At 68.2% G+C, this 23,068-nt stretch carries 24 protein-coding genes and 2 tRNA genes; 7 read left to right on the top strand and 19 right to left on the bottom strand.

The features are described from left to right. Nucleotides 1-8: 8 nt before the first annotated feature. The 6 genes from GGQ62_RS13835 to serS all read right to left on the bottom strand — a co-directional run bounded on the left by GGQ62_RS13835 (nucleotide 9) and on the right by serS (nucleotide 6,586). Nucleotides 9-1,412: a leucyl aminopeptidase family protein gene (locus tag GGQ62_RS13835; protein ID WP_152578141.1), complete on the bottom strand. Its 1,404-nt coding sequence runs from the start codon at nucleotides 1,410-1,412 to the stop codon at nucleotides 9-11. A gap of 127 nt (nucleotides 1,413-1,539) precedes the next feature. After that, nucleotides 1,540-2,070: a hypothetical protein gene (locus GGQ62_RS13830; RefSeq protein WP_152578142.1), complete on the bottom strand. Its 531-nt coding sequence runs from the start codon at nucleotides 2,068-2,070 to the stop codon at nucleotides 1,540-1,542. Between the two features lie 83 nt (nucleotides 2,071-2,153). Next, nucleotides 2,154-3,500, bottom strand: coding sequence for a 30S ribosomal protein S12 methylthiotransferase RimO (rimO, locus tag GGQ62_RS13825; RefSeq protein ID WP_152578143.1), 1,347 nt, complete (start codon nucleotides 3,498-3,500; stop codon nucleotides 2,154-2,156). A gap of 65 nt (nucleotides 3,501-3,565) precedes the next feature. Continuing rightward, nucleotides 3,566-4,501 carry a M23 family metallopeptidase gene (locus GGQ62_RS13820; RefSeq protein ID WP_167649682.1) on the bottom strand — a complete coding sequence of 312 codons (936 nt, stop codon included), beginning with the start codon at nucleotides 4,499-4,501 and terminating at the stop codon, nucleotides 3,566-3,568. Nucleotide 4,502: 1 nt separating this feature from the next. Next, the gene (gene surE, locus GGQ62_RS13815) at nucleotides 4,503-5,276 is read right to left on the bottom strand and encodes a 5'/3'-nucleotidase SurE (RefSeq protein ID WP_152578145.1); all 774 of its coding nucleotides are present in this window, start codon (nucleotides 5,274-5,276) and stop codon (nucleotides 4,503-4,505) included. Nucleotides 5,277-5,305: 29 nt separating this feature from the next. Beyond that, complete coding sequence (serS, locus tag GGQ62_RS13810) at nucleotides 5,306-6,586, bottom strand: serine--tRNA ligase (protein WP_152578146.1); 1,281 nt, start codon at nucleotides 6,584-6,586, stop codon at nucleotides 5,306-5,308. A 93-nt stretch (nucleotides 6,587-6,679) separates the two neighbouring features. On the opposite strand from serS, the gene GGQ62_RS13805 reads away from it, so the two are divergent. Continuing rightward, nucleotides 6,680-7,369: a zinc-ribbon domain-containing protein gene (locus tag GGQ62_RS13805; protein ID WP_152578147.1), complete on the top strand. Its 690-nt coding sequence runs from the start codon at nucleotides 6,680-6,682 to the stop codon at nucleotides 7,367-7,369. A 25-nt stretch (nucleotides 7,370-7,394) separates the two neighbouring features. Here the strand turns inward: GGQ62_RS13805 and GGQ62_RS13800 are convergent, their stop codons facing one another. Then, a complete protein-coding gene (locus GGQ62_RS13800; RefSeq protein ID WP_152578148.1) occupies nucleotides 7,395-7,922 on the bottom strand; it encodes a hypothetical protein in 528 nt (175 codons plus the stop codon). Nucleotides 7,923-8,070: 148 nt separating this feature from the next. On the opposite strand from GGQ62_RS13800, the gene GGQ62_RS13795 reads away from it, so the two are divergent. Next, nucleotides 8,071-8,147: transfer RNA gene (locus GGQ62_RS13795), tRNA-Arg, on the top strand. A 142-nt stretch (nucleotides 8,148-8,289) separates the two neighbouring features. Here the strand turns inward: GGQ62_RS13795 and GGQ62_RS16715 are convergent. The 3 genes from GGQ62_RS16715 to GGQ62_RS13780 form a co-directional block, all read right to left on the bottom strand. Continuing rightward, on the bottom strand, nucleotides 8,290-9,672 hold the full coding sequence (locus GGQ62_RS16715) for a sensor histidine kinase (RefSeq protein ID WP_167649681.1): 1,383 nt from the start codon (nucleotides 9,670-9,672) through the stop codon (nucleotides 8,290-8,292). A gap of 7 nt (nucleotides 9,673-9,679) precedes the next feature. Beyond that, nucleotides 9,680-10,357 (bottom strand): response regulator transcription factor, encoded by a 678-nt coding sequence (locus tag GGQ62_RS13785; protein WP_152578293.1) that lies wholly within the window; start codon nucleotides 10,355-10,357, stop codon nucleotides 9,680-9,682. Between the two features lie 132 nt (nucleotides 10,358-10,489). Further along, complete coding sequence (locus GGQ62_RS13780; protein WP_167649680.1) at nucleotides 10,490-11,743, bottom strand: trypsin-like peptidase domain-containing protein; 1,254 nt, start codon at nucleotides 11,741-11,743, stop codon at nucleotides 10,490-10,492. A 319-nt stretch (nucleotides 11,744-12,062) separates the two neighbouring features. Here GGQ62_RS13780 and GGQ62_RS13775 point away from each other — a divergent pair, with 319 nt between their 5' ends. Then, nucleotides 12,063-12,677: a TIGR04282 family arsenosugar biosynthesis glycosyltransferase gene (locus GGQ62_RS13775; RefSeq protein WP_152578151.1), complete on the top strand. Its 615-nt coding sequence runs from the start codon at nucleotides 12,063-12,065 to the stop codon at nucleotides 12,675-12,677. Then, entirely contained in the window at nucleotides 12,674-13,402 is a 729-nt protein-coding gene (locus GGQ62_RS13770) for a TIGR04283 family arsenosugar biosynthesis glycosyltransferase (protein ID WP_279379636.1), read from the top strand. The genes GGQ62_RS13775 and GGQ62_RS13770 overlap by 4 nt, the downstream gene beginning before the upstream one ends. On the opposite strand, the gene GGQ62_RS13765 is transcribed toward GGQ62_RS13770, so the two are convergent. The 7 genes from GGQ62_RS13765 to nth form a co-directional block, all read right to left on the bottom strand. After that, the gene (locus tag GGQ62_RS13765) at nucleotides 13,353-14,381 is read right to left on the bottom strand and encodes an SDR family oxidoreductase (RefSeq protein WP_243446174.1); all 1,029 of its coding nucleotides are present in this window, start codon (nucleotides 14,379-14,381) and stop codon (nucleotides 13,353-13,355) included. The genes GGQ62_RS13770 and GGQ62_RS13765 overlap by 50 nt on opposite strands. Beyond that, nucleotides 14,381-15,145, bottom strand: a complete 765-nt coding sequence (locus GGQ62_RS13760; RefSeq protein WP_152578154.1) for a sterol desaturase family protein — start codon at nucleotides 15,143-15,145, stop codon at nucleotides 14,381-14,383. The genes GGQ62_RS13765 and GGQ62_RS13760 overlap by 1 nt, the downstream gene beginning before the upstream one ends. After that, nucleotides 15,142-16,092, bottom strand: a complete 951-nt coding sequence (locus tag GGQ62_RS13755) for a radical SAM protein (protein WP_152578155.1) — start codon at nucleotides 16,090-16,092, stop codon at nucleotides 15,142-15,144. Before GGQ62_RS13755 ends, GGQ62_RS13760 begins: the two co-directional genes overlap by 4 nt. Beyond that, entirely contained in the window at nucleotides 16,089-17,501 is a 1,413-nt protein-coding gene (locus tag GGQ62_RS13750) for a dihydrolipoyl dehydrogenase family protein (protein ID WP_243446666.1), read from the bottom strand. The genes GGQ62_RS13755 and GGQ62_RS13750 overlap by 4 nt, the downstream gene beginning before the upstream one ends. 342 nt (nucleotides 17,502-17,843) lie before the next feature. Next, nucleotides 17,844-17,920, bottom strand: a tRNA-Arg gene (locus GGQ62_RS13745). A 53-nt stretch (nucleotides 17,921-17,973) separates the two neighbouring features. Next, complete coding sequence (locus GGQ62_RS13740) at nucleotides 17,974-18,345, bottom strand: hypothetical protein (RefSeq protein WP_424022218.1); 372 nt, start codon at nucleotides 18,343-18,345, stop codon at nucleotides 17,974-17,976. 125 nt (nucleotides 18,346-18,470) lie between these two features. Next, the gene (gene nth, locus GGQ62_RS13735) at nucleotides 18,471-19,109 is read right to left on the bottom strand and encodes an endonuclease III (RefSeq protein WP_152578157.1); all 639 of its coding nucleotides are present in this window, start codon (nucleotides 19,107-19,109) and stop codon (nucleotides 18,471-18,473) included. Nucleotides 19,110-19,170: 61 nt separating this feature from the next. On the opposite strand from nth, the gene GGQ62_RS13730 reads away from it, so the two are divergent. Next, nucleotides 19,171-19,650, top strand: coding sequence for a DUF2244 domain-containing protein (locus tag GGQ62_RS13730; protein WP_152578158.1), 480 nt, complete (start codon nucleotides 19,171-19,173; stop codon nucleotides 19,648-19,650). On the opposite strand, the gene dapB is transcribed toward GGQ62_RS13730, so the two are convergent. Continuing rightward, entirely contained in the window at nucleotides 19,611-20,423 is an 813-nt protein-coding gene (gene dapB, locus GGQ62_RS13725; RefSeq protein WP_152578159.1) for a 4-hydroxy-tetrahydrodipicolinate reductase, read from the bottom strand. The genes GGQ62_RS13730 and dapB overlap by 40 nt on opposite strands. A gap of 75 nt (nucleotides 20,424-20,498) precedes the next feature. Between dapB and GGQ62_RS13720 the strand changes: the two genes are divergently transcribed. After that, the gene (locus GGQ62_RS13720; protein WP_152578160.1) at nucleotides 20,499-21,197 is read left to right on the top strand and encodes an NAD-dependent deacylase; all 699 of its coding nucleotides are present in this window, start codon (nucleotides 20,499-20,501) and stop codon (nucleotides 21,195-21,197) included. A 15-nt stretch (nucleotides 21,198-21,212) separates the two neighbouring features. On the opposite strand, the gene GGQ62_RS13715 is transcribed toward GGQ62_RS13720, so the two are convergent. Continuing rightward, entirely contained in the window at nucleotides 21,213-21,911 is a 699-nt protein-coding gene (locus tag GGQ62_RS13715; RefSeq protein ID WP_152578161.1) for a pirin family protein, read from the bottom strand. A gap of 125 nt (nucleotides 21,912-22,036) precedes the next feature. Between GGQ62_RS13715 and GGQ62_RS13710 the strand changes: the two genes are divergently transcribed. Next, nucleotides 22,037-22,966 (top strand): LysR family transcriptional regulator, encoded by a 930-nt coding sequence (locus GGQ62_RS13710; protein ID WP_152578162.1) that lies wholly within the window; start codon nucleotides 22,037-22,039, stop codon nucleotides 22,964-22,966. Nucleotides 22,967-23,068 lie beyond the last annotated feature (102 nt).

Raw genomic sequence — 23,068 nt, 5'->3', positions numbered from 1 at the left:
CGGTTGCATCAAGCCGGAAACTCTTTTTCAAGAAATCGTTTCTGAACCAGCGCCCAGGCGGCGCGAAGGCCCAGCGCCTCGCCGCCTTTCGGCCGTCCCGGCCGCGGTGCGGGGTTCCAGGCGAAGGTGTCGAAATGCGCCCAGCGCTGCCCCTCGCCCACAAAGGCTTCGAGGAACAGCGCGGCCGTTACTGCACCGGCAAAGCCGCCATCGGGGGCGTTGACCATGTCGGCGACCGACGATTTCAGCATGTCGCGGTACCCCGGCCACAGCGGCAGCCGCCAGATCGGATCCCCCGCCGCTGCCGCCGCGGCGGCGAAATCGGCGGCGAGGCGTTCGTCGTTGGTGAAGAGCGCCGGCAGCTGCGGCCCCAGCGCCACCCGCGCGGCGCCGGTGAGGGTGGCGAAATCGATGATCAGGTCGGGACTGTCCTCCCCCGCCAGGGTCAGCGCGTCGGCGAGGATCAACCTGCCCTCGGCATCGGTGTTGGTCACTTCGATGGTCTTGCCGGCGCGCGTCGCCAATATGTCGCCGGGGCGCATGGCGTTGCCGGCGATGGCGTTTTCGACCGCCGGGACGATCAGCCGCAGCCGCACCGGCAGATCGGCCTGCATCACCAGCCGCGCCAGCGCCAGCGCATGGGCGGCACCGCCCATGTCCTTCTTCATCAGCGCCATGCCGCCGCCGGGCTTGATGTTGAGCCCGCCCGAATCGAAGGTGACGCCCTTGCCGACCAACGTCAGCCGCGGGTGATCGGCATTGCCCCAATGAAGATCGATGATCCGCGGCGCCTGTGATGCGGCACGGCCGACGGCATGGACGGCGGGGAAATTGGCGCCGAGCAAGGCCTCTCCGGTGATGACGTCGACACGGGCATTGCAGCGCCGGCCTTCGGCGATCACCGCATCGGCGAGCGCCGCCGGCCCCAGGTCCGACGCCGGCGTGTCGACGAGGTCGCGCACCAGCGCCGTTGCCTCGGCGAGGCGCACGGCGGCGGTAATGCGGCCGATGTCGCCGGTCAGCAGCACGCGCGGGGCGGTGTCGCCGCCGGCCTTGCGATAGCGTTCGAACCGGTGCTGGGCGAGCAGCCAGCCGAGAAAGGCGACCGCACCCATATCGCCGGTGGTCCGCAGTCGGTAACGGCCGCCGGGCAAGGCGGCGGCGGCGGCGGCCAGCGCGAAGGGGCCATGGTCGGCCTCGATCCCGGCAATAGCCGACCAGTCGGCGGGATCGTCGCCGGGCAGGATGGCAAGCGTGTCGGGCTTTGCCGTGAACCCCTGCGCTGCAAGCAGCGACCGCGTGCGGGTCCCGGCGCTGCCCAGCCACGACCGGAAGCCGCCGGCGGTGGCCAAGGTCAGGTCGGTGGCGGGTCCGCCATCGTCGGGGATCAGCAGCGCGGCAAAATCGGTCATCGCGATGGTTTAGCGGACCGGCGGCCACGGCGTCACCTGCAATCCCGCCGGCACGCGATTGGCCGGTGCGGGACGCAGACATGCGCGACGGTTGCGCGCCGCGCATTCCGTTCGAAAGGTGGTCGGCTTAGTAAGCCGGCGCCATCCGCGACTGAGCCGAGCTATGGCCACCGTTGCGGTACAGGATCTCGCGAACCTGATCGGCGCTGACGCCGGTGGCCGTCTCGTCGACTGCGACAAGGGTGCCGCCGCCGCCGATACGCTCGTCATAATAGGTCGCATCGTCGGAGCTGACGCCGTGCTTCTGCAGGCCTTCGTTCAGGCCACCGGCGACGGCACCGAGTGCCGCGCCGGCAGCCATTGCGCCGGGGGTGGCATAGGCGGCGATCGCGCCGGCAGCGGCGAGCGGACCGACGCCGGGAATGGCGAGCGCAGCAACAGCAAGACCGGCACCGAGCGCACCGCCGCCAAGCAGGCCGCGAATGACGCTGCCATCGCCTTCGACTTCGCCGGTTCCATCGGTTGTGGTGGTCTTGCCCTCATGCTGAGCGATAATCGAAAGGGCGCTGTCGGGGACACCGGCATTGCGCAGGTCACGGACGGCGAGATCGGCTTCCGACTCATTGTCGAATACCGCAGACGCAACGAATTGGCTCATGTTATCCTCCACTTGGCAGCGCTGGTGCGCCGGCTATGAAGGAACGGACGAGGGCCGAAGATGTTCCCGATTAATTGGCGCGATCAATCGGCCTGCGCGGTTTCCAGCGGCACGCCGAACAGGTCCGCCTCGTCCGTTTCCTCGATGCGGACGCGGACGATGTCGCCGACGGCAAGCCCGCCGGCATCGCGGAGATGGACTTCGCCGTCGATTTCCGGCGCGTCATATTTGCTGCGGCCCGAAGCGCCGCCGTCGTCATCGACGGCGTCGATCAGCACATCGAGATCGCGGCCGACCTTGGCCGCCAGTCGCGCTTCCGACAGCGCCGATTGCGCCGCCATGAAGCGGTGCCAGCGCGCCTCCTTCACATCTTCCGGGACGGCGCCGGGCAGCGCATTGGCCGCAGCGCCGGCGACCGCTTCATATTTGAAGCAGCCGGCACGATCGATTTGCGCTTCGGCGAGCCAATCGAGCAGATACTGGAAATCGGCCTCGGTTTCGCCGGGAAAGCCCACGACGAATGTGCTGCGCAGCGCCAGATCGGGCACCTGCCCGCGCCATTTGCGGATGCGATCCAGCACCTTGGCGTCGTTGGCCGGGCGGCGCATGGCGCGCAGCACAGCGGGGCTGGCGTGCTGAAAGGGAATGTCGAGATAAGGCAGCACCAGCCCCTGCGCCATCAGCCCGATCAGTTGGTCGACGTGCGGATAGGGGTAGATATAGTGCAGCCGCACCCAGGCGCCGAGCTGGCCCAGTTCGCGCGCCAGGTCGGTGATATGGGCGCGCAGCGGGCGGCCGCCGAGCGACGAGACTTCATGGCGCAGGTCGACGCCATAGGCCGAGGTGTCCTGCGCGATGACGAGCAGTTCCTTCGTTCCGCCCGCCACCAGCGCCGCCGCTTCGCGCAGGATCGCCGCCGGCGGGCGACTGGCGAGATCGCCGCGGATGCTGGGGATGATGCAGAAGGCGCAGCGGTGGTCGCAGCCTTCGGAGATCTTGAGATAGCTGTAGTGGCGCGGCGTCAGCTTCAGCCCGGCATCGGGAATGAGGTCGAGATAGGCCGACCGCGCCGGCGGCGCGGCGGTGCGGACGGCGGCGACGACATCGGCATATTGCTGGGGGCCGGTGACGGCGAGGACGCCCGGGAAGCGGGCGCGGATGCTGTCCGCCTCGTTGCCCATGCAGCCGGTGACGATGACCTGGCCGTTTTCGGCCATGGCCTCGCCGATGGCATCGAGGCTTTCGGCCTTGGCGCTGTCGAGAAAGCCGCAGGTGTTGACGATGACGACATCGGCGCCGGCATAATCCCCCGACAGCGCATAGCCATCGGCGCGCAACTGGGTGAGGATGCGTTCGGAATCGACCAGCGCCTTGGGGCAGCCGAGCGAGACCATGCCGACGCGCGGCGCGGATTCGAGGGTGAGGGTCATCGCAGCGCCTTACGCGAGCGCGGGCCGCCTGTCACCGGGCGTCACCCCCGGGCGCGGGGACGAGCCTATTGCCCCCCGATCACCCGCGCCGGGTTGACCGGGGTGCGGCCGCGGCGGATTTCGAAATGGACCTGAGGCTCGCTGACGGCGCCGGTCGATCCGGCGCGGGCGATGACGTCGCCGGTCGAAACCCTGGCACCGCGCGCCACCAGCACCGCTTCGGCATGGCCATAGGCCGTCACCCAGCCGCCGGCGTGCTTGATGAGGACAAGGTTGCCGAAGCCCGGAATGGCGTCGCCTGCATAGGCCACCACGCCATCGGCGGCGGCGCGCACCGGGGCGCCGGCCGACGCCTTGAGATTGACACCGTCGTTGAAGCGGCCGCCGGGCTTGGCCCCGAACGCAGACAGCACCCGGCCATCGACCGGCCAGCGGAAGGGCGGCGCGTCGCCGATCGCCACAGCCGGCGCCGACGGATTGGGATTGGCGCGGGGCGCAGCGCGCGGCGCGGCCGGCGACGGACGCGGGGCGCTGCTGCGCGGCGGGCGCGGCGCGGGCGGCGCGGCGGCGACCAGCTGGCCTTCGATCGCCGGCTCGCTGCCGGTGATGAGATCGTCGATATCGAGGCTGAAGGCCCGTGCCCGCTCCTCTGGCGTCTGCGCCGCGACCTGCCGCGCCGAGGGCAGCCGCAGCCGGTCGCCGACTTCCAGCACATAGGGCGGCTTGAGCTTGTTGAGCGCGACAATCCGGTCCCATTTCACGCCATAGGCGATGGCGATGGCGATGCCGGTTTCGCCCGGCTTGACGACATGGACGCGGCCCTGCGGCGTTGTTTCGGCATCGGGGACGACCTTGCGCGCCTGCCAGCGCGACCGTGGCGGCGCCGGCTTTGTGGCCGGCGCCGCCACGGCGGCGCGCGCAGGGGCCGGCTTTTTCGGCGTCGTCGCGCAGCCGGCGACGAGCAGCGCCAGCACCGCGATGGCGGGGCCGCGCACCCGCATGTCAGGTCGCCATCGGGCCGAGCGCCGTCTTCAGCGCCGCCATCGTCGGATAATGCGTCATGTCGAGATGCAGCGGCGTCACCGAAATGCATGCCTCGTGCATCGCCTTCAGGTCGGTCTCATGCCCGGGCGCCGGCATTTCGCGGCCAAAACCATGCCAGTAATAGGGAAAGCCGCGTGGATCGATGCGTTCCACCAGATGGATGTTGCCGTAATCGCGGAACCCCTGTTCGGTGACGCGCACGCCGCGCACGGCATCGGCGGCGACCGGCGGGAAGTTGATGTTGATGAGCACCCCCGCCGGCCAGTCGATGCCCTGGATATGGCGGATGATCGCGGCGCCATGCGCGGTGGCGGTGGTGAAATCCTCCCGCCCTTCGGCATAATCGGCCATCACCTGGCTGAGCGCGATCGAGCGGATGCCGGCAAGGCAGCCTTCCATCGCCGCGGAGACGGTGCCCGAATAGGTGACGTCCTCGGCCAGATTGCCGCCGCGGTTGACGCCCGACAGGATGAGGTCAGGCCGCGCGTCCTTCATCACCGCGCCCAGCGCCAGCATGACGCAATCGGTCGGCGTGCCGCGCACCGCAAAACGGCGCGGGCTGATCTGGCGGACGCGCACCGGCTGCGACAGCGTCAGGCTGTGGCCGGCGCCCGACTGTTCCTCCGCCGGTGCCACGACCCAGACATCGTCCGACAATTCGGCAGCAATGGCTTCCAGCGCGACAAGGCCGGGGGCGTTGATGCCGTCGTCATTGGTGACGAGAATGCGCATGCGATAATCCCTTTTGGAGGAACGCCGGGTCAGGCGGGCGTCAGTTCGGTGATGCCGCCCATGTAAGCGTGGAGCACCTGCGGTACGCGGACGCTGCCATCGGCTTGCTGATGGTTTTCGATGACAGCCACAAGCGTGCGGCCGACTGCCAGCCCCGAACCGTTGAGGGTGTTGACGAAGCCCTTGCTGCCCTTTTCACCGCGGGTGCGATAACGCGCGGCCATGCGGCGGCCCTGAAAATCGCCGCAATCGGAAATGCTGCTGATCTCGCGATACGCCCCCTGCCCCGGCAGCCAGACCTCCAGATCGAACGTCTTTTTCGCGGCAAAGCCCATGTCGCCGCTGCACAGCAGCATCCGGCGATAGGGCAGGCCGAGCTGTTCGAGGATCGCTTCGGCCGCGCCCAGCATATGGTCATGCTCCGCCGCCGCCTGGTCGGGCGTGCAGATGGCGACCAGTTCGACCTTTTCGAACTGGTGCTGGCGGATGAGGCCGCGGGTGTCGCGCCCGGCGCTGCCGGCTTCCGATCGGAAGCACGGCGTCAACGCCGTCAGCCGCAGCGGCAGGCTGTCTTCATCGAGGATCGATTCGCGCACCAGGTTGGTCAGCGGCACTTCGGCGGTGGAAATGAGGTAGCGGCCGTCGCTGGTCTTGAACAGATCCTCCTCGAACTTGGGCAATTGCCCGGCGCCGAAGACGGCGCGTTCGTTGACCAGCAGCGGCACCGCGGTTTCGGCATAGCCATGCGCCCCGGTCTGCACATCGAGCATATATTGGCCCAGCGCCCGGTGCAGCCGTGCCAGCGGGCCCTTGAGCACGGCAAAGCGCGCGCCGGCGATGCGCGCCGCAGCGTCGGGATCATAGCCCAGACGGGCAGCGATGATGTCGTGCTCGACCGGCTTGAAGGCGAATTCGGGGATGGTGCCGTGCGACTTGACGACGATGTTGCCGGTTTCGTCGAGCCCGTCGGGCACGTCGGCGGCGGGCAGATTGGGCAGTTCCGCCAGCGCCGCATCGATTTCGGCCGACAGCGCGCGCTCGCTGGCCTCCAGCGCGGGGATCGCGTCCTTCAAGCGCGCCACTTCGGCCATCAGCGCCGCGGCGCCGGCGTCGTCCTTCCTGGCCTTGGCGGCGCCGATGTCGCGCGACAGGTCGTTGCGGCGTGCCAGCATCGCCTGCACTTCGGTCTGGACCTGGCGCAGCGCGGTATCGATCGCCAGGACGCGGCCCGAAGCCGCGGCCACGCCACGGCGGGCAAGCCCGGCATCGAAAGCGGCAGGATCGGCGCGGAGGGACTTGATATCGTGCATGGCAGCGCTATCGCCGACGCCAATCGGCGAGGCAAGCGCCGCGATACGGCGGCGCCGCTTCCCTGCCAGCACATGCGCGGCTAGAATCGCCGCGTGATCATCACCTGCCCCAATTGCAGCGCCCGCTATCGCCTTGCGGCGCCGCCCGTTGCCAACCATGCCCGGATGCGCTGCGCCGCCTGCAACCATCGCTGGGTGCCGGGGGTCGACGAGCCCGAGGAACTGCCGTCGATCGTCGACATGACGGCAAGCCCGCCGCCCGCCACCGCAGCGCCGGTTGCAGAGACGTCCGATGGCGGCGCGGACGACACCGGCGGGGAGGACGACAGCGGCGACGACGCCGACGCGCCCGCGACCGAATCGCCGGCGCCGGTGCTGCACACGGTCGTTGCCGTCCTGGTCGGGCTGGCACTCGCCGTTGCCGCCGGCGCGTTGTGGGTGGCGCGGATCGATCCGGAAACCCTGCCGGTGGTCGGCGACCGGATTGCCGCACTGACGCCGCGCGCGCTGCCGCTCGCGGTCACGGTCACGGCGCATGTCACACCCATGCCCTCGGGCGACCGGCTGCTCGAAATCGCCGGCAAGGTCCGCAACACCGGGACGATGGCGGTGACCCTGCCCGATCTCGAGGCGCGCCTGGCCGGCCCCGAGGGCACGGTGCGGCGGTGGCGCATCGCTGCGCCGGTCCGCAGCCTGCAGCCGGGCCAGACGGTCGATTTCGTCAGCACGGCGACGGGGTTTCCCGCCTCGGCGACGCTGGTGGGGATCCGGCCCGGCCGCTGACAATCGGCCGGCGCGGCGGCGCGGGTCAATCGGGCAGCGAGGTCCGAAGCTGTTGCAGGGCCGCAAGCCGCGTCCGCAGCGCCGCGATCCGATCCATCACCGCGGCGGCGCCGTCGCGTCCGGCGGCATCGTCACCGATGCCATCGAGCCGCTGTTCCTCGATCGACAAGGACAGGAACAGCGATTCGAAGCGGCTGCGTTCGACCTCGGCGTCGCCCGCCCGGTCCGCACTGCGCCCGGCAGCGGCAATGGCAGCGCGGGCGGTGCGCGCCTTGGCCGGCGCCTCGGCCTCGACCGCGGCGATAGTCTTTTCCACCGAGGCCAGCCTGGAACCGATATCGGCCGGCAGAGGCAGCGGCGCCGCCACGGGCACCGGGACGGCGGCCGGCGCGACCATGTCCTGGCCGCAGCCGGCGCATGGGCCGGTCACCGGGATGGCATCGCCGACCTCGCCCGGGCGCGGCGCAAGCGAGGGCCAGTTGCCCTTCATCTCGCCGACGCAGCCGGCAACGAGCAGGGCAAGGGGGAGGGTCACGAAGGCAAGCTGCCGCATGGTCATGCTCTAGGTCGCGATGCCATCCGATTGCAACCGACGACCCACATGGGCGGCAAGCCGCCGACAGAATTGCAGCCGCCGTGACGAATGATGCACGGTTGCTGTTGCCAAGCCGCTTTGCCTCGCCTATGCAGCGCCCTCTCAAGCGCCCGTAGCTCAGCTGGATAGAGCATCAGACTACGAATCTGAGGGTCGGACGTTCGAATCGTTCCGGGCGCACCACATATTTTTCAATGACCCAGCCGGCTTGTCCGGTGTGGACGCCGGCGACATTGGCCCGAGTTTGCGGCGACTTGCGGTAACCGCCTGCATCGCACGTGCCAGCGAGAGACGATTCGAGCGGACTTCGACCGGGTGCGCCGGCTCAACCGTTCCTTGCGGTGGGAAACGCCAGCGTTACGGCAAGGCCCGGGCCTGCATCGGCGAGCGTCAATGTCGCGCCGTGGACGCGCGCTGCCACGGCAACAAGGCTGAGCCCTATGCCGCTGCCCGGTGCCGCGACATCGCGTTCGAGACGATGAAAGCGGCCGAGGACGGCCTCGCGCTCCGCCGCCGGGATCCCCGGCCCGCTATCGCGCACGGTCAGCATTACCTGTCCTGCCGCCATCGCGGTAACGACGGTAACCGAACCCCCGGCCGGGGTGAACTTGATCGCATTGTCGAGAAGATTGGCGACCGCCTGCGCGAGCAGCGAGCGGGCGCCGATGACCTCGGCCGGCGCCAGATCGGCGGTGAGCGCAAGCCCCGCTTCGTCCACCACCGGGCCGTAAAGCTCGATTGCCTCCCTTGCCACGGCATCGAGCGCGACCGGCGCGAACCCTGCTGTTGCGGTGGCTTCGGCGCGCGCCAGACCCAGCGCCCCGTCGATCAGTTCGAGCAGCGAATCGAGATCGTGCCGCGACTGGGCGATTGCGGCCGCCGGCACATCCGCTCCCGACAATTCGGCCAGTTCCAGCCGCGCCCGTATCCGGGTCAACGGAGTTTTCAGGTCATGCGCCATGCCATCGGTCGTCGCGCGCAGCGAGGTGATCAGCCGCTCGATTTCGGCAAAGCAGCTGTTGATGGTCGTCGCCAGCCGGTCATATTCGTCGCCGCGGTTCGAAACCGGCACGCGTTCCGAAAGTTTGCCGGCGAGCAGCCGTTGCCCGACATCCGAGACATCGTCGACAAAGCGCAAGCCCCGCCGGCTGTACCACCAGCCCAGCGCCAGCCCGAGCACGCCGGTTACGAGCAGCGACCAGAACAGCGCCGACAGGTAGCGCGCGCGCAGCGACGCCCGTTCATCGGCGAAACTGCCAACGAGCAGCCGGTAATTGCCGCCGAGCAAGACGGCGCGGGCATCGACCCAGCGGCGCGTCGGCAGCCCCTGGGTGTTGACGACCTCGGTCGCGAAACTGTGAAAACCGGCGGCGGTCACTTCGACGGGCCAGCCGAGCAGATTGCCGGCGGCCGGTGTGCCGTCGGGCGCTGCCAGCAAATAGAAGAATTCGTTGAGCCGTGGCAGCGCCGCCTGGCGGTCGATCGCCGCTTCGACGCCGGCCAGCCCATCATAGCGGTAGCGGGCGATCAGGCTGGCGGTTTCGTCGTCGACCAGCGCCTGGGCGCGTGCCTGCAAAAGGCGGGTGGTCTGCAGATATTGGACCGTCAGGGCGGCGCCGGTCGCCGACAAGGCGATCAGGGTGATCCACAAGGCCCCGCGCAGCGCCGCCGAATGGAACGGCCGACGGCGGTCCGGGGCTGACACCACGGGCCTGTCAGGCCGCATCGAGGCGATAGCCGGCACCGCGCACCGTCCGCAGCATCGGCGCTTCGCCGTCGGCGTCGATCTTGGTGCGCAACCGACCGATATGGACATCGATGACATTGGTGCCGGGGTTGAAGCTATAGTCCCAGATGGCTTCCATCATCATCGTCCGCGTCACCACCTGCCCGGCGTGGCGCATCAGATATTCGAGCAGCTGATATTCCTTGGTCAGCAATTCGATGCGGCGGCCGTTGCGGCTTGCCGTCCGTGCCAGCCGGTCGAGGCTCAGCGCACCGACCACCAGCCGGTCGGCGAGCGCTTCGGGGGCAGCACCGCGGCGGACAATGGCTTCAAGGCGCGCAACCAGCTCCCGGAACGAAAACGGCTTGGGCAGATAGTCATCGGCGCCGGCTTCGAGGCCGGTGACGCGGTCATCGAGTTGCCCCAGCGCCGACAACAGCAGCACCGGCGTGCGCACGCCCTGCGCCCGCAGCGCACGCAGCACCGCCAGGCCATCGAGCTGTGGTAGCCCGCGATCGAGGATGATCGCGTCATAGGGGCTGGTCAGCGCCGCGGTCAGCCCGTCGACCCCGGTGGCGGCATGGTCGGCGCTATGGCCAAGCTCGGCAAGGCCCTGCCGCAGATAGTCGGCAGTCTCGGCGTCATCCTCGACGAGCAGCAGCTTCAACGCTTCGGTCTCCAGACAATTTTCCCCGCCCTTGGCGCGGCGAGGGCACGACCTGTGAAATTGCACTCCCATCGGGCGCCGGCAAGAGCGCGCCTTCCCGCCCCCCTCGCTGGGGCGGGAAGGCTGCCCGCATCAGCTCACCAGTGGCTTTGCCAGTTCGCCGCCGATCGCCAGCGTCAGCGCGACCGACTTGCCGTCGCGAAGCACTATGACCGGCACGCTGGAGCCGGCCTTTGCCTCGGCAACGAGCCGGGCAAGGTCGCGCGGTTCGTCGACGGGCTTGCCGGCAAAGCTGCGCACCACATCGCCCTGACGGATGCCCGATCGCGACGCCGTGCCCGATGGATCGACCTGTGCGATCAAGGCGCCCTTGGCGGTCTCCAGACCCATCGCGCCGGCGATTTCCGACGTAACCCCTTGCAGGCCGACACCGATCCGGCCGCGGGCAACATGGCCATTGGTGACGATCTGCTGCGCCACCTGCTGAACCATATGCGCCGGAATGGCGAAGCCGATGCCGACGTTGCCGCCCGACGGCGAAAAGATTGCGGTGTTGACGCCGACCACACGGCCGCGCGTATCGAACAGCGGCCCGCCCGAATTGCCCGAATTGATCGCGGCATCGACCTGGAGAAAATCGTCATACGGACCGGCGCCGATCTCGCGTCCACGCGCCGAGACGATCCCCGACGTCACGGTGTTGCCCAGCCCGAACGGACTGCCGACGGCAAAAACGCTGTCACCGACGCGCATGCGGTCGCTGTCGCCCCAGGTGATCGCCTTGAACGCGGCGCCCCCCTTGCCGTTGATGCGCACCACGGCAACGTCGGTCTGTGGATCGCGGCCGAGCACTTCGGCGTCGAATTCGCGGCCATCGCTCAATTGTACCGTGACGGTGCGGGCATCGCCGACGACATGATTGTTGGTGACGACAATGCCCGAGGCATCGATGATGAAGCCCGACCCGAGCGCACCGCCGCGCGGATCCTGCGGCCCGGCATCGGGGCCGCCGGGGGCACCGAAAGGCGACTCGCCACCACGACCGCGCAGGGCGTCGCCGAACAGGTCGCGCAGCCGCTCTTCGAGCCCGCCCGGAAGCTGGCCACCAAAGCCCGGCGCATCGCCATAGGCCATCTGCTGCATCCGCGCCGATCGGGGCTTGACCTGGATCTGGACGACGCTGGGGCCGACGGCTTCCACCATGTCGGCAAGCGAGGTCGCGCCGGCAACAGCGGGCGCGAAGGCGGCAGGGCCGGCCACCACGGCGGGCAACGGCACCGCCGCAGGCGGCTGGTTCGACAGCATGACGCCGGCAGCGGCGCCGCTGCCGGCGAGCAGGACGGCGGCGACACCGAGCTTGAACTTGGAAACAGGCGTGACGGGCATGAACGGGCTCCTGCGAGAAATGCGATGGAGCGAGTTTACTGCGCGGAATTCACGGGTCCTTGTGGCGAAAATGAAATCGGATTTAGATTGAGGCATCGACATGACCCCGGCACGGCCAGCGCATGCTCGACGAGATGGGGGAGGATCAAGTTTGTCGAAATCGGCGCGCGACCGCCCTCGCCCCGAATGCGAATCGAACGCAAACTGCGCCTTGCCACCCCGGAACGATGGTGTCCGCGAGGGGACGGTTTTCTGATCGCCAGATACCCGTGCATGGCGGTGCTGTCACACGGCGGGAATTCTGCTAGTGCGCGAGCGCATGACGGGCGACGATGAGGATCTCGAGCTTGCCTGGCCTGGTGGTACCAACCGCGTGAGGATCGTGCTGTTCACGCGCTGGCCCGAAGCCGGGCGTGCCAAGACCCGGCTGATCCCCGCGCTGGGCCCCGCAGGTGCCGCGGCGTTGCACCGCCGGCTGACCGAACGGACGATGACCACCTGCCGCGCTTCGGGTATCCAGATCGAAGTCCGCTGCACCGGTGCACCCGTTGCCGATTTCGCATCGTGGCTTGGTGACGATGTCGCGTTCGTCGATCAGGGTGAAGGTGATCTGGGCGCGCGATTGGCGAGGGCGGCCGCCATCTGCCCGTTGCTGCTGGTGGGTGCCGACATTCCCGATCTGTCCGCAGCCCATCTGCGACAGGCCGCGAAGGCACTGGCACGCGCGCCGGTTGTCATCGGTCCTGCCGAAGATGGCGGCTATTGGCTGCTTGGCCTTGCGGCGCCGCAGCCGGCGCTGTTTGCCGACATCGAATGGGGTTCGGAAAGCGTCTATGCCGCAACCGTCGCGCGGCTCGCCGCGCCGCCGGTCGTACTCGATACGCTGGCCGACCTCGACCGTCCCGAGGACCTCGCGCGCTGGCCCGGTCTGTGAAAGGCGTTGCGATCGTCATACCCATGTTGAACGAGGCAGCGACGCTACCGCGGCTCGCCCGCTGTCTCGCGGCGCTCGATCCCGCACCCGATGAACTGATCGTGGTCGATGGCGGCAGCACGGACGCTTCGGTTGCCGTCGCGCGCGCAGCCGGCCTGACCGTGATCGCGGCGCCGCGCGGCCGGGCAGCCCAGTGCAACGCCGGTATTGCCGCGACGATGTCGCCGATCGTCTGCGTGCTCCATGTCGACACCTGGCTGCCCGACGACGGCATCGACGTGATCCGCCGCACGCTGGACGACGAGCGCGTGAACCTTGCTGGCTTCACCGCAATCCTGTCAGGCCCCGACAAGGTGCGCTGGGTCACGTCCTTCCACAACTGGATCAAGACCTGGTACGCGCCGCTGATTTTCCGGCCGCACCTGTTCCTGCGCGGCGGGCGGCTGTTGTTCGGGGATCACGCGATGTTCTTCCGTCGCGACGCATTCGCAGCGGTGGGTGGCTTCGACGAGCGCATGACGGTGATGGAGGAGGCCGACCTGTGCGTGCGGATGGCGCGGCTCGGGCGCGCGCGGCTGGTCAACCGCATCGTGTTGACGTCCGACCGGCGTGTCGCGCGCTGGGGGGAGTGGCGGGCGAACTGGATATACCTGAAGGTCGGCGTGATGTGGGGTCTCAACATTCGGCCGCAGGCATTGGGGAAGCATTACCCGGACGTGCGCTGAGATAGCCGGCATCGAGACAGGCGTGCAACAACCGGCCCAGCCAAGCCGCGTCGGTTGGCGGGCATGGCGGCACCAGCGTCGCGGCATTGGCTGTGTCGAACCGCGGCGCGCGAAGCAGATAGGACATGTAGGGAGCCGCCACGGCATGCCAGCGCCGCTCGGCGGGCGGCAGAGCGGCGCGGTCGAACGAAGCCGGGTCGACGAAAGCCGGTTGCCCCAGGCCAGGCACGGCGGCAATTGCAGCAGCGAGAAGGGGCAGCGCTGTTGCCTGCGCGGCGACGAGATGGACAGTCTTGCCGCGCGCCCGATCGAAACCCGCGACGAGCGCCGCGATGCCGCCTGCAACATGATCGATGGGCACCAGGTCCAGCGTTGCGTGCATGGCACCCGGCAAGGTCCGCAGCCGCCGCTCGGCGATCAGGCGCAGCATCAGGTAGATGTTGTCGAAGGTGCGCAGGCGGCCGGTCGCACTGTCGCCAACAACGATCGAAGGGCGGGCGATCACGGTGGGCAGACCGCGCAGCGCTGCCGCCTCGACAAGCGATTCGGCCGCCGCCTTGCTGGCCTCATAGCCGTTGCTGAACATGTCGCCGCGTTCGCCCTCGCGGACAATCGCGTCGCACACCCCGCAGACATAGGCGGTGCTGACATAGACCAACGGCGTGAGGCGCCGCTCGGCGAGAGCAATGACATGCCGGGTTCCGTCGACGTTGACGGCGCGATAGACATCGGTCGGTGCATCGAAGCTGGTCACTGCGGCAGCGTGGACGATTAGGTCGAACTGCGGGTTATCGCCGAGCCCGAGACCGGGCTGGCGGATATCGCCGAAAAGCGTGGCGACCGCGACAGGCGTGCCGTTGTTGGCGATGATGGCGCGGTTGCGATGCAGGAGCGCCGTTACCTCGTGCCCGGCTGCGGCAAGCCTGGCGACGAGCTCGCCGCCGATCAATCCGCCTGCCCCGGTGACAAGGACCCGCATCAGGCGAACGGAGCGGCGATCGCCGGCAGCAACGCGACATCGGCGGTGGCCGCCGAGTCATCGATCCCGATCGGGATGAGGGCCTGATCGACCCCGGCAACAAAGGTGCCGTGCAGCCGGTCCCACAGGCTGATGCCGCTCGACCAGTTGCTCTCCCGCTCGGCAAGCCGCTGCGAATGGTGGATGCCGTGCATGCGCGGCGTCGTCAGCAGCAGCGACAGCCGGTCGTCCCACTGCCCCGGCAGACGCCAGTTGGCATGGTGAAAAAGGATCGACAGGAAGAAGAACCTTCGCCAGGCCAACAGTGTCCGCGGCCCGATGCCGCTGAGCCTGACCTGGACCGCCTGCCACGGCAGCGAAACGACCATGTCGACGAAGTGGAAGCGAATCGCGGTCGACATGTCGAGGTCGGGATCGACGTGGTGAACGCGGTGCAGTCGCCACAGCAGCGGCACACGATGGGTCGCGACATGCCAGCGGTAGAAGCCGTAATCCATGGCCAGAAATGCGACGACCGGCGCCAGCGGCCGGGGCGCAAGACCGGCCAGCCCGCGTCGGCGCGCGATGTTCGTACGCGCGATCGCCTGAGTCATCGGCTGTTCGGCCAAGGCAACAACGACGGCACACATCGCGCCCATGGCAAGGTTGCGGGCGATGCGCGGCGCGGCGGGGCTTGAGGCTGGCCGCAGCGGTCGCCGCCGCTCCGCCAAGGCAATTGCAGCAACGCTGGCCGCCATCGCCAGGGCGAGCGTCGAGCGTTTCATGTTGCGCAGCTCGCACCGCCGAGCACACAGAAACGCGCGCAATGCGGATGGTTGAGCGCGACCGGCCTCGCCGCCTCGGCCAGCGTCGCACCCAAGTCGAAACCCGGCTCGAAGGGCAGCAGCGTGCAGGCGGCAACACGCGGCCCGGCCTCGCCGCGGCGCCACACCACCATGCGGCTCGATGCGCACATCAGGCTGTCGGGAACGACACCAAGGATTGACCAGCAGGCGGTGGTGATCTCGGGCACGTCGAGGCCAGCGTCCATTTCGGGGAACAGCACCAGGCTTCCCGGGTCGGCAGCGTCGATGACGATGCCCAGCTGTGCGAACAGCGCGCCGTAGCCGGCTCGGGCCGCGGCCTCGGTCTCGCCGGGCAGCGACCGGCCCGCCACCGCGACCCGGAAGCCTTGCGCCGCAAGCCACTGCAGCCCGGCGACGGCCGGTGCCCAGCTGCGCGGGCCCCGCTCCGCCTCGTGGATCGCGGCTATATGGTGGTCGAGGCTGACCCGGAACGTCAGTCGCTCGCGGTGCGGCAATGCCAGGATCGCGGCCTCGAAGCGCCGCATCGGCCGCATGGCATTGGTCAGAACGAGCACCTCGAAGCCACGCTCTAGGGACAGCGCCAGCATGGCCGGCAGCTCCCGGTTCATGAACGGCTCCCCGCCGGTAAAGCCGATTTGCCGCGTTGGCAGACCAGCCTCGGCGATCTCGTCGAGATAGGCAGCAACGTCGGCAAGCGCCAGATAAGCGAGGGCATCGTTAACTGGCGAGCTTTCGATGTAGCAAGTGCGGCAAGCGAGATTGCACAGCGTGCCGGTGTTGAACCACAACGTCTCGAGCGCTTGGGCTGCAACGCTCGCGCGGACCTCGCCTGCCGCCGTCCGGAGAGGGTCGCGGAACTTGGCGGGATCGAGCATCGGGCCCGCGGAGATAAACGGCGAGGTCATCGCCGCAGCCTCGCCAGCAACTGTGCCCAACCTCTTGTGAACCGGTTGAAGACAAGGGCATCCTGGCTCGCAAACGCCGCCTTTTTCAGATTCTCGCTGCGGTTGGGATAGGGCACTATAAGGCTTGCCAGGCCGAACAGGCTGGACTTCCCGGCTACGATCATCGCCGCCGGCAGGATCAAGTCACCCGCACCTGCGCCGACGATCGTCGCGCCGACCAGTTTTCGGCCATGCTTGACGAGTTTGACGAAGCCGCGCGTGTCACCCTCCGCAATTGCCCGGTCATTGTCGGCGAAGTCTTCGCGCCAGACACGGACGGTGTCACCATGGCGTTTGCGCGCAGCCACCTCCGTAAGGCCGACCTGGGCGACCTCGGGATCGGTATAGGTGACCCAGGGCAGCGCCGAATAGTCCGCCTTGGTGGGCAACCCCAGCCCAACCTCGAGCACGATATTGGCACCCTCGTAGCCGGAGACGTGGGTGAAGTGCGGACCCGGGCGGCAATCGCCGATGGCGTAGATGCGCGGGTTGGACGTCCGCCTGCGCGCATCGACCACAATGCCGTCAGCATCGTGCTGCACACCGGCTGCATCGAGACCGAGTCCTGCAAAATCATGCGACCTGCCGGTCGCAAGCAGCACATGGCTGCCCGATAGTGTCTCCCCGCCCTTCAAGGTGAGCGTCACGCCGGTGGCGTCGGACGCGGCGTGACTGACTTCACCCCGGATGAAATTGACACCATCGTTTGCCAGCGAATCCAAAGCCACCGCCACCGCCTCGGCATCATCCTTCGGCAGCGCGCCGCCCGGCGCCGCGACGGTAACCTCGGCGCCAAGCCGTCGAAACGCCTGTGCCAGTTCAAGCCCGATCGGGCCATTGCCGACAACCAGCAAATGGCGGGGCAGCGTATCGAGCGCGAAGACGTTCTCGTTGGTCAGCAAAGGCACATCTGCCAGCCCCTCGATGTTCGGAATTTGCGGTCTTGAACCAACGGCAAGCACGATACGCGGAGCAGATATCTTGCGGTCGCCAACAGCAACCGCCGCTCGGCCGGTCAGCACGGCATCGCCGCGAATAACCTCACAGCCGAGCTCGGTCATGTGCTCGGCGCTGTCCACCGGGGCAATTGCAGCGATGGCGCGGTGGACGTGGGCGTGAACCGCCGCGAAGTCGACGGCCGGTTCGACCGCCGCGATGCCGAGTGCGGCACCGCTGCGCAGCGCATGAGCCCGCGCCGCTGCAGCGATCAGCGCTTTAGAGGGCACACAGCCCGTGTTCAGACAGTCGCCGCCCATGGCGCTGCGCTCGATCAACGCCACCCGCAACCCGAGGCGAGCGCATCCCCCCGCAGCGGTAAGCCCGCCCGCGCCGGCGCCAATGACGATCAGATCATGCGTGTACAGACACACCTCGAGAGTGAAGACGCCAACGCCGCTGTCTAGCGCCTCGAGTCAACAACCGTGAATAGCGGCGAAGGGTCCATGCCGCTGGCGTGTGCACCCCGGGCGGCCTTGGGCAGGCGACGCCGGAGGGACCCGTCTCGCTGCACTTCCGGACGCAAACGCTCGCGACATTATTCCCGCAACGCTACCCCACCGACGGACCGATTCGCGCGCTGGCCTTGTGCCATTGACAGCGTTTTACGTTCATCTACGAAACAGACCAGTTTCGAGGTTGCACCTCATGTGCACGTGAATCAGATCTTTCAGGGCCGGGGTCCCTGACGCAAATCGGCTAAGTTGTTAGTTTATTGGCGCATCCGACAGGATTCGAACCTGTGACCCCTGCCTTCGGAGGGCAGTACTCTATCCAGCTGAGCTACGGATGCGTGGCGAGCCTGTTAGCAGCGGTGGCGCTGCGACGCCAGCCTGAATGGCGCGGCTATTTGCGCGGCGGCGGGGCGATCGGGGTGAACTTGCCGAGGCCGCAGCTGGCGCCGCGGGCAATGCCGCCGCCCTGGACGAGGACGGTGATGATGTCGACCGAACACAGCTGGCCGTTCGAAGTCTGATAGCCGAAGGCATTGTTGAAGGCGAGTTGGGGACAGCTGTTGGGCAGGTTGTTCCTGTAGACCTGCCGGCCGTTCATCATGAAATCGATCGTCTTGTCATCGACGACATTGGTGTTGCGGATATTCTGGATCAGCACGCAACTGACCGGCGGACCCGTCACCACTGCCGGCGGTGGTGGCACCTTGGCGCCCGCGCCTGTTCCGACCACAACCAGCCCCATTGCAAGTGTTCGTACCAGCATTCGCATCGTCCGGTCCCCGATCGCCCCCGACAACAAACCTGCAACGGCAGGAAAAAGCAACGCAACTTATTACGAGGATACTTTTGGCCGTTTCGGGTGAACCCGCGCTTAACTGTGCACCTGCATCAGACCGGCGGAGTCTTGGCCGGATAATCGCACAGGTCCGCAACCGGACACGCCGGGCAGTGCGGCTTTCGTGCCGTGCAGACATAGCGGCCGTGCAGGATCAGCCAATGATGGGCGTTGCGCAGGAACCGCTTCGGCGTTCGTGCCATGATCGCGTCTTCCACCGCCAGCACGGTCTTGCCGGGCGCAAGGCCGGTGCGGTTGGCGACCCGGAAGATATGCGTGTCGACGGCGCAGGTGTCCTGGCCGAAGGCGGTGTTGAGGACGACATTGGCGGTCTTTCGCCCCACACCGGGCAGGCGTTCCAGCGCGTCGCGGTCCGCCGGCACCGCCCCGCCATGTTCGGCGACCAGAATCGCCGACAGCGCGATGACATTTCTTGCCTTGGTGTTGAACAGGCCGATCGTGCGGATATGGTCGCGCACACTGGCTTCCCCCAGCGCCAGCATCGCCGCCGGGTCCGACGCGGCGGCAAACAGCCCGCGGGTCGCCTTGTTGACGCCGATATCGGTCGATTGCGCCGACAGCACCACGGCGACGAGCAGCGTATAGGGGTTGGAATATGCAAGCTCGGTGACGGGCGCCGGATTTGCCGCCGCCAGGCGCGTGTAAAAGGCTTCGATCCGGTCAGGCGTCATCGGGCGATGCTCTGACGTCGCAGCGGGTGGAAGTCCAGCGCCGCGCCGCTAAAGTCACCGCGTGATTCTGGACCTGACCCTGACCCCGAACCGGTCGTTCGACCCGCGTCACACGCGCTGGCTGGTGGCGGCCGTCGGCGGGGTGTTTTTTCTCGGCGGCCTGCGTTTCCTGGCGCTCGGGGCGTGGCCGGTCATTCCCTTCATGGTCATCGATGTGGCGTTGCTGGCCTGGGCGTTCCGCAGCAACACCGCCGCCGGCCGTGGCCATGAACGCGTCACGCTGGTCGATGATGCACTGACCCTGCAACGTGTCAGCGCCCATGGCGTTGAGCGGCGTTTCGGGTTCGAGCCCTATTGGACGCGGGTCGAGATCGAGGAAACCCCGGCAGGGGACGCCCATGTCTGGTTGACGGGCCATGGCCGGCGCGTGCGGGTCGGCGGGTTCCTGTCCGCGCCCGAACGCCGCGCCGTGGGGGCGACGATTGCCGCCGCGCTGAGTGCCTACCGTGACGGCAGCCCCAGCACATCGTCCATGGTGTAGCGGCCGGGGCGCTGGTGGGCGAGCCACTGCGCCGCCCGCAGCGCCCCGCGCGCGAAGATATCGCGGTTTTCGGCAAGGTGGCGCAGCTCGATCCGTTCCCCATCGCCGGCAAACAGAACGCTGTGATCCCCCGCCGCGCTGCCCCCGCGCAGGGCGGCAAAGCCGATATGGCCCGCCACGCGCGCGCCGGTGATGCCGTCACGCCCGCGGTCGCTGACCCTGGCGAGATCGACACCGCGCCCCGCCGCTGCGGCGGCACCCAGCGCCAGCGCGGTCCCCGACGGCGAATCGACCTTGTGGCGATGGTGAAGTTCGGCGATCTCGATATCCCATTCGGGGCCCAGCGCGCGCGCCGCATCGGCAACGAGCCGGGCCAGCAGGGTCACGCCAAGGCTGGTGTTGGCGGCCTGCAGCACCGGGATCGACCGCGCCGCCCGGTCGATCAGCGCATGGTGGCGGGGCTCCAGCCCGGTCGTGCCGATGACGATCGCCGCCTTGCCATCGAGAGCGGCGTCGAGCGTTGCTTCCAGCGCGGCCGGCGCGGTGAAATCCACAAGCACGTCGCTGCTGTTCGCCAACGGGCCATGGTTGGAACAGATGGTCATCGAAGTGGGGAACGGCGGCCCGAGCGGCCGGCCGACAAGGGGGTGGCCGGCGCGTTCGATGGCGCCGGCGAGCACCAGTTGCGGATCGGCGCCGACGCCGGCGATGATCGCCTGCCCCATGCGCCCGCCGGCGCCCAGAACACCGATCTTGATCCTGCTGCTTGCCATGACGATGTTGTGAACCCGGGGGGGCGATCACGCAACCGCTTCCCGCGCCGTGGTGCGAGCCGCTATGGCAGCGTCATGACCCTTCGCAATATCGTCATCCTGACCGGCGCCGGCGTTTCCGCCGAATCGGGCGTGCCGACGTTCCGCGGTCCCGACGGATTGTGGGAGGGGCATCGCGTGGAGGATGTGGCGACGCCCGAGGCGTTCGTGCGGGACCGGGTGCTCGTCCAGCGCTTTTACGATGCGCGGCGTGCCGCACTGGCGGGCGTGGCGCCCAATGCCGCGCATCGGGCGCTGGCGCAGCTGGATGCCGAATGGCGCGGGGAATTGCTGCTCGTCACCCAGAATGTCGATGACCTGCACGAACGCGCCGGGTCGCGGCGGCTGGTGCACATGCATGGCGAACTCAACCGCGCCCTGTGTACCGCCTGCGGTGCCGCGCCGGAATGGCGGATCGCCCTGTCCGGCAACCCGCCCTGCCCGCGTTGCGACGCGCCGGCGTTGCGGCCCGACATCGTCTGGTTCGGCGAAATGCCGTACCAGATGGACCTGATCGACGCGGCGATTTCGGCGTGCGACCTGTTCGTGTCGATCGGCACATCGGGCGCGGTCTATCCGGCGGCGGGGTTCGTCGGCCTGGCGCGCGCCGCCGGCGCCCGGACGCTGGAGCTCAACCTCGATCCATCGGCGGGGACGCCGCTCTTCGACGCGGCCCGCCACGGCCCCGCCGGCACGCTGGTGCCGGCGTTCGTGGCGGACCTGCTCAGCCGATAGTTCGCCGGCAAGCCGTCAGGCGGCGTCGACGAGGACGATCTCGCTGTCCGCGATTGCCGTCACCCGCAGCACGTCGAGGTCGCTGACCGCGGCGCCGTCCCGGGCGTTGACGCGGGTGCCTTCGATCTCGACGGCACCGGTCGCCGGCACGAGATAGGCGCGCCGGTCCTTGCCGAGCGGATATTCGGCGGTGTCGCCGGCCTTCAGCGTTGCCGCCACCACCCGCGCGTTGGTGCGGATCGGCAGGGCGTCGCCATCGCCGTCGAAGCCGCTGGCGAGAACGACGAACTGTCCCGAGCGTTCACCCTTGGGGAAGGGGCGCGCGCCCCAACCGGGCTTTTCGCCGCTGCGGGTCGGCTGGATCCAGATCTGGAAGATCCGGGTGGTGATGTCTTCCTTGTTGTATTCGGCATGGGTGATGCCGGTGCCGGCGCTCATCACCTGGACATCGCCGGCTTCGGTACGACCCAGATTGCCGAGATTGTCCTGATGGGTGATCGCGCCTTCACGGACATAGGTGATGATTTCCATGTCGCGGTGCGGATGCGGCGGGAAGCCCGAATTGGGCGCGATGGTGTCATCGTTCCAGACGCGCAGATTGCCCCAGTTCATCCGCTTGGGATCATGGTAATTGGCAAAGGAGAAATGGTGCTTGGCATCGAGCCAGCCGTGGTTGGCACCGCCGAGGCTGTTGAAGGGACGCAGGTCGATCATCGCTTGAACTCCTTGTCTTGCGGCGGGTGGGGCCGATGCCCGTCGCCGCGATGCCGGTGATTTAAGCGGCTTCACGCCCCTTGCTCAGTCGGATAATATCCGCTCGATCGTTCGAGAAAGTCGAAATGACGAACCCCGGCCTGCCCACCTTCGACCAGTTGCGGGTCTTCATCGCGGTCGTCGATACCGGCAGCTTTGCCGCAGCCGGCCGCCGGCTGAACCGGGCCGTGTCGGTAATCAGCTATGGCATTGCCAATCTGGAGGCGCAGCTCGGCGTCCGGCTGTTCGATCGCGCGGGCACGCGCAAGCCGGTGCTGACCGATGCCGGTCGCGCCGTGCTGGCGGAAGCGCGGGGGGTCGCCCAGGGCATCGACGGGCTGCGCGCCAAGGTCAAGGGCCTGCTCGACGGGTTGGAGGCAGAGGTCAATCTGGCCGTCGATGTCATGCTGCCGGTGCACCGGCTGGGGCTGATCCTGCGCGCCTTTGCCACCCAGTTCCCCACGGTGACGCTGCGACTGCATGTCGAGACGCTGGGGGCGGTCACGGCGCTGGTCAACGACCAGAAGGCGGTGGTCGGCATTTCGGGACCGCTGGCGACCAGCATCACCGGGCTGGAAACAATTGCCGCCGGCGCGGTAGCGATGGTGCCGGTGGCGGCGCCCGACCACCCGCTGGCGCGGATGCTGCCGATCCCGCCGGGGGCCGGGCGCAACTATGTCCAGCTGGTGCTGACCGACCGGTCACCGCTGACCGAAGGCCGGGATTTTTCGGTGCTGTCGCCGCGCACCTGGCGACTGGCGGACCTGGGCGCCAAGCATGCGCTGCTGCGCGAAGGCATCGGTTGGGGCAACATGCCGTTGCCGCTGATCGAGCCCGATCTGGTGGCGGGGACCCTGGTGCGGCTGGCGATGCCGGAGGCACCGGGCGGCACATATCGCTTTTCCGGGATCTGGCGCCGCGACGTGCCGCCGGGGCCGGCAGCAGCCTGGCTGCTCGACCAGTTCATCGAACGGGGTCGCAGCGACGGCGACAGCGCGGGGCTTGCCGACATCTAGGGTGGCCGGCGGGTTACTGGACCGCCGGCCTGGCGGCGCAGCACGCCGAGGGCGCCAAGTCGATCGGTAGACATTCGCCGGCAGACGCCGTTAGCGCACCAT

The organism is Polymorphobacter fuscus (assembly GCF_011927825.1).
Classification (GTDB): domain Bacteria; phylum Pseudomonadota; class Alphaproteobacteria; order Sphingomonadales; family Sphingomonadaceae; genus Sandarakinorhabdus; species Sandarakinorhabdus fusca.
The sequence above is the reverse complement of the archived record's forward strand: the minus strand, read 5'-3'. Positions and strand labels throughout refer to the sequence as shown.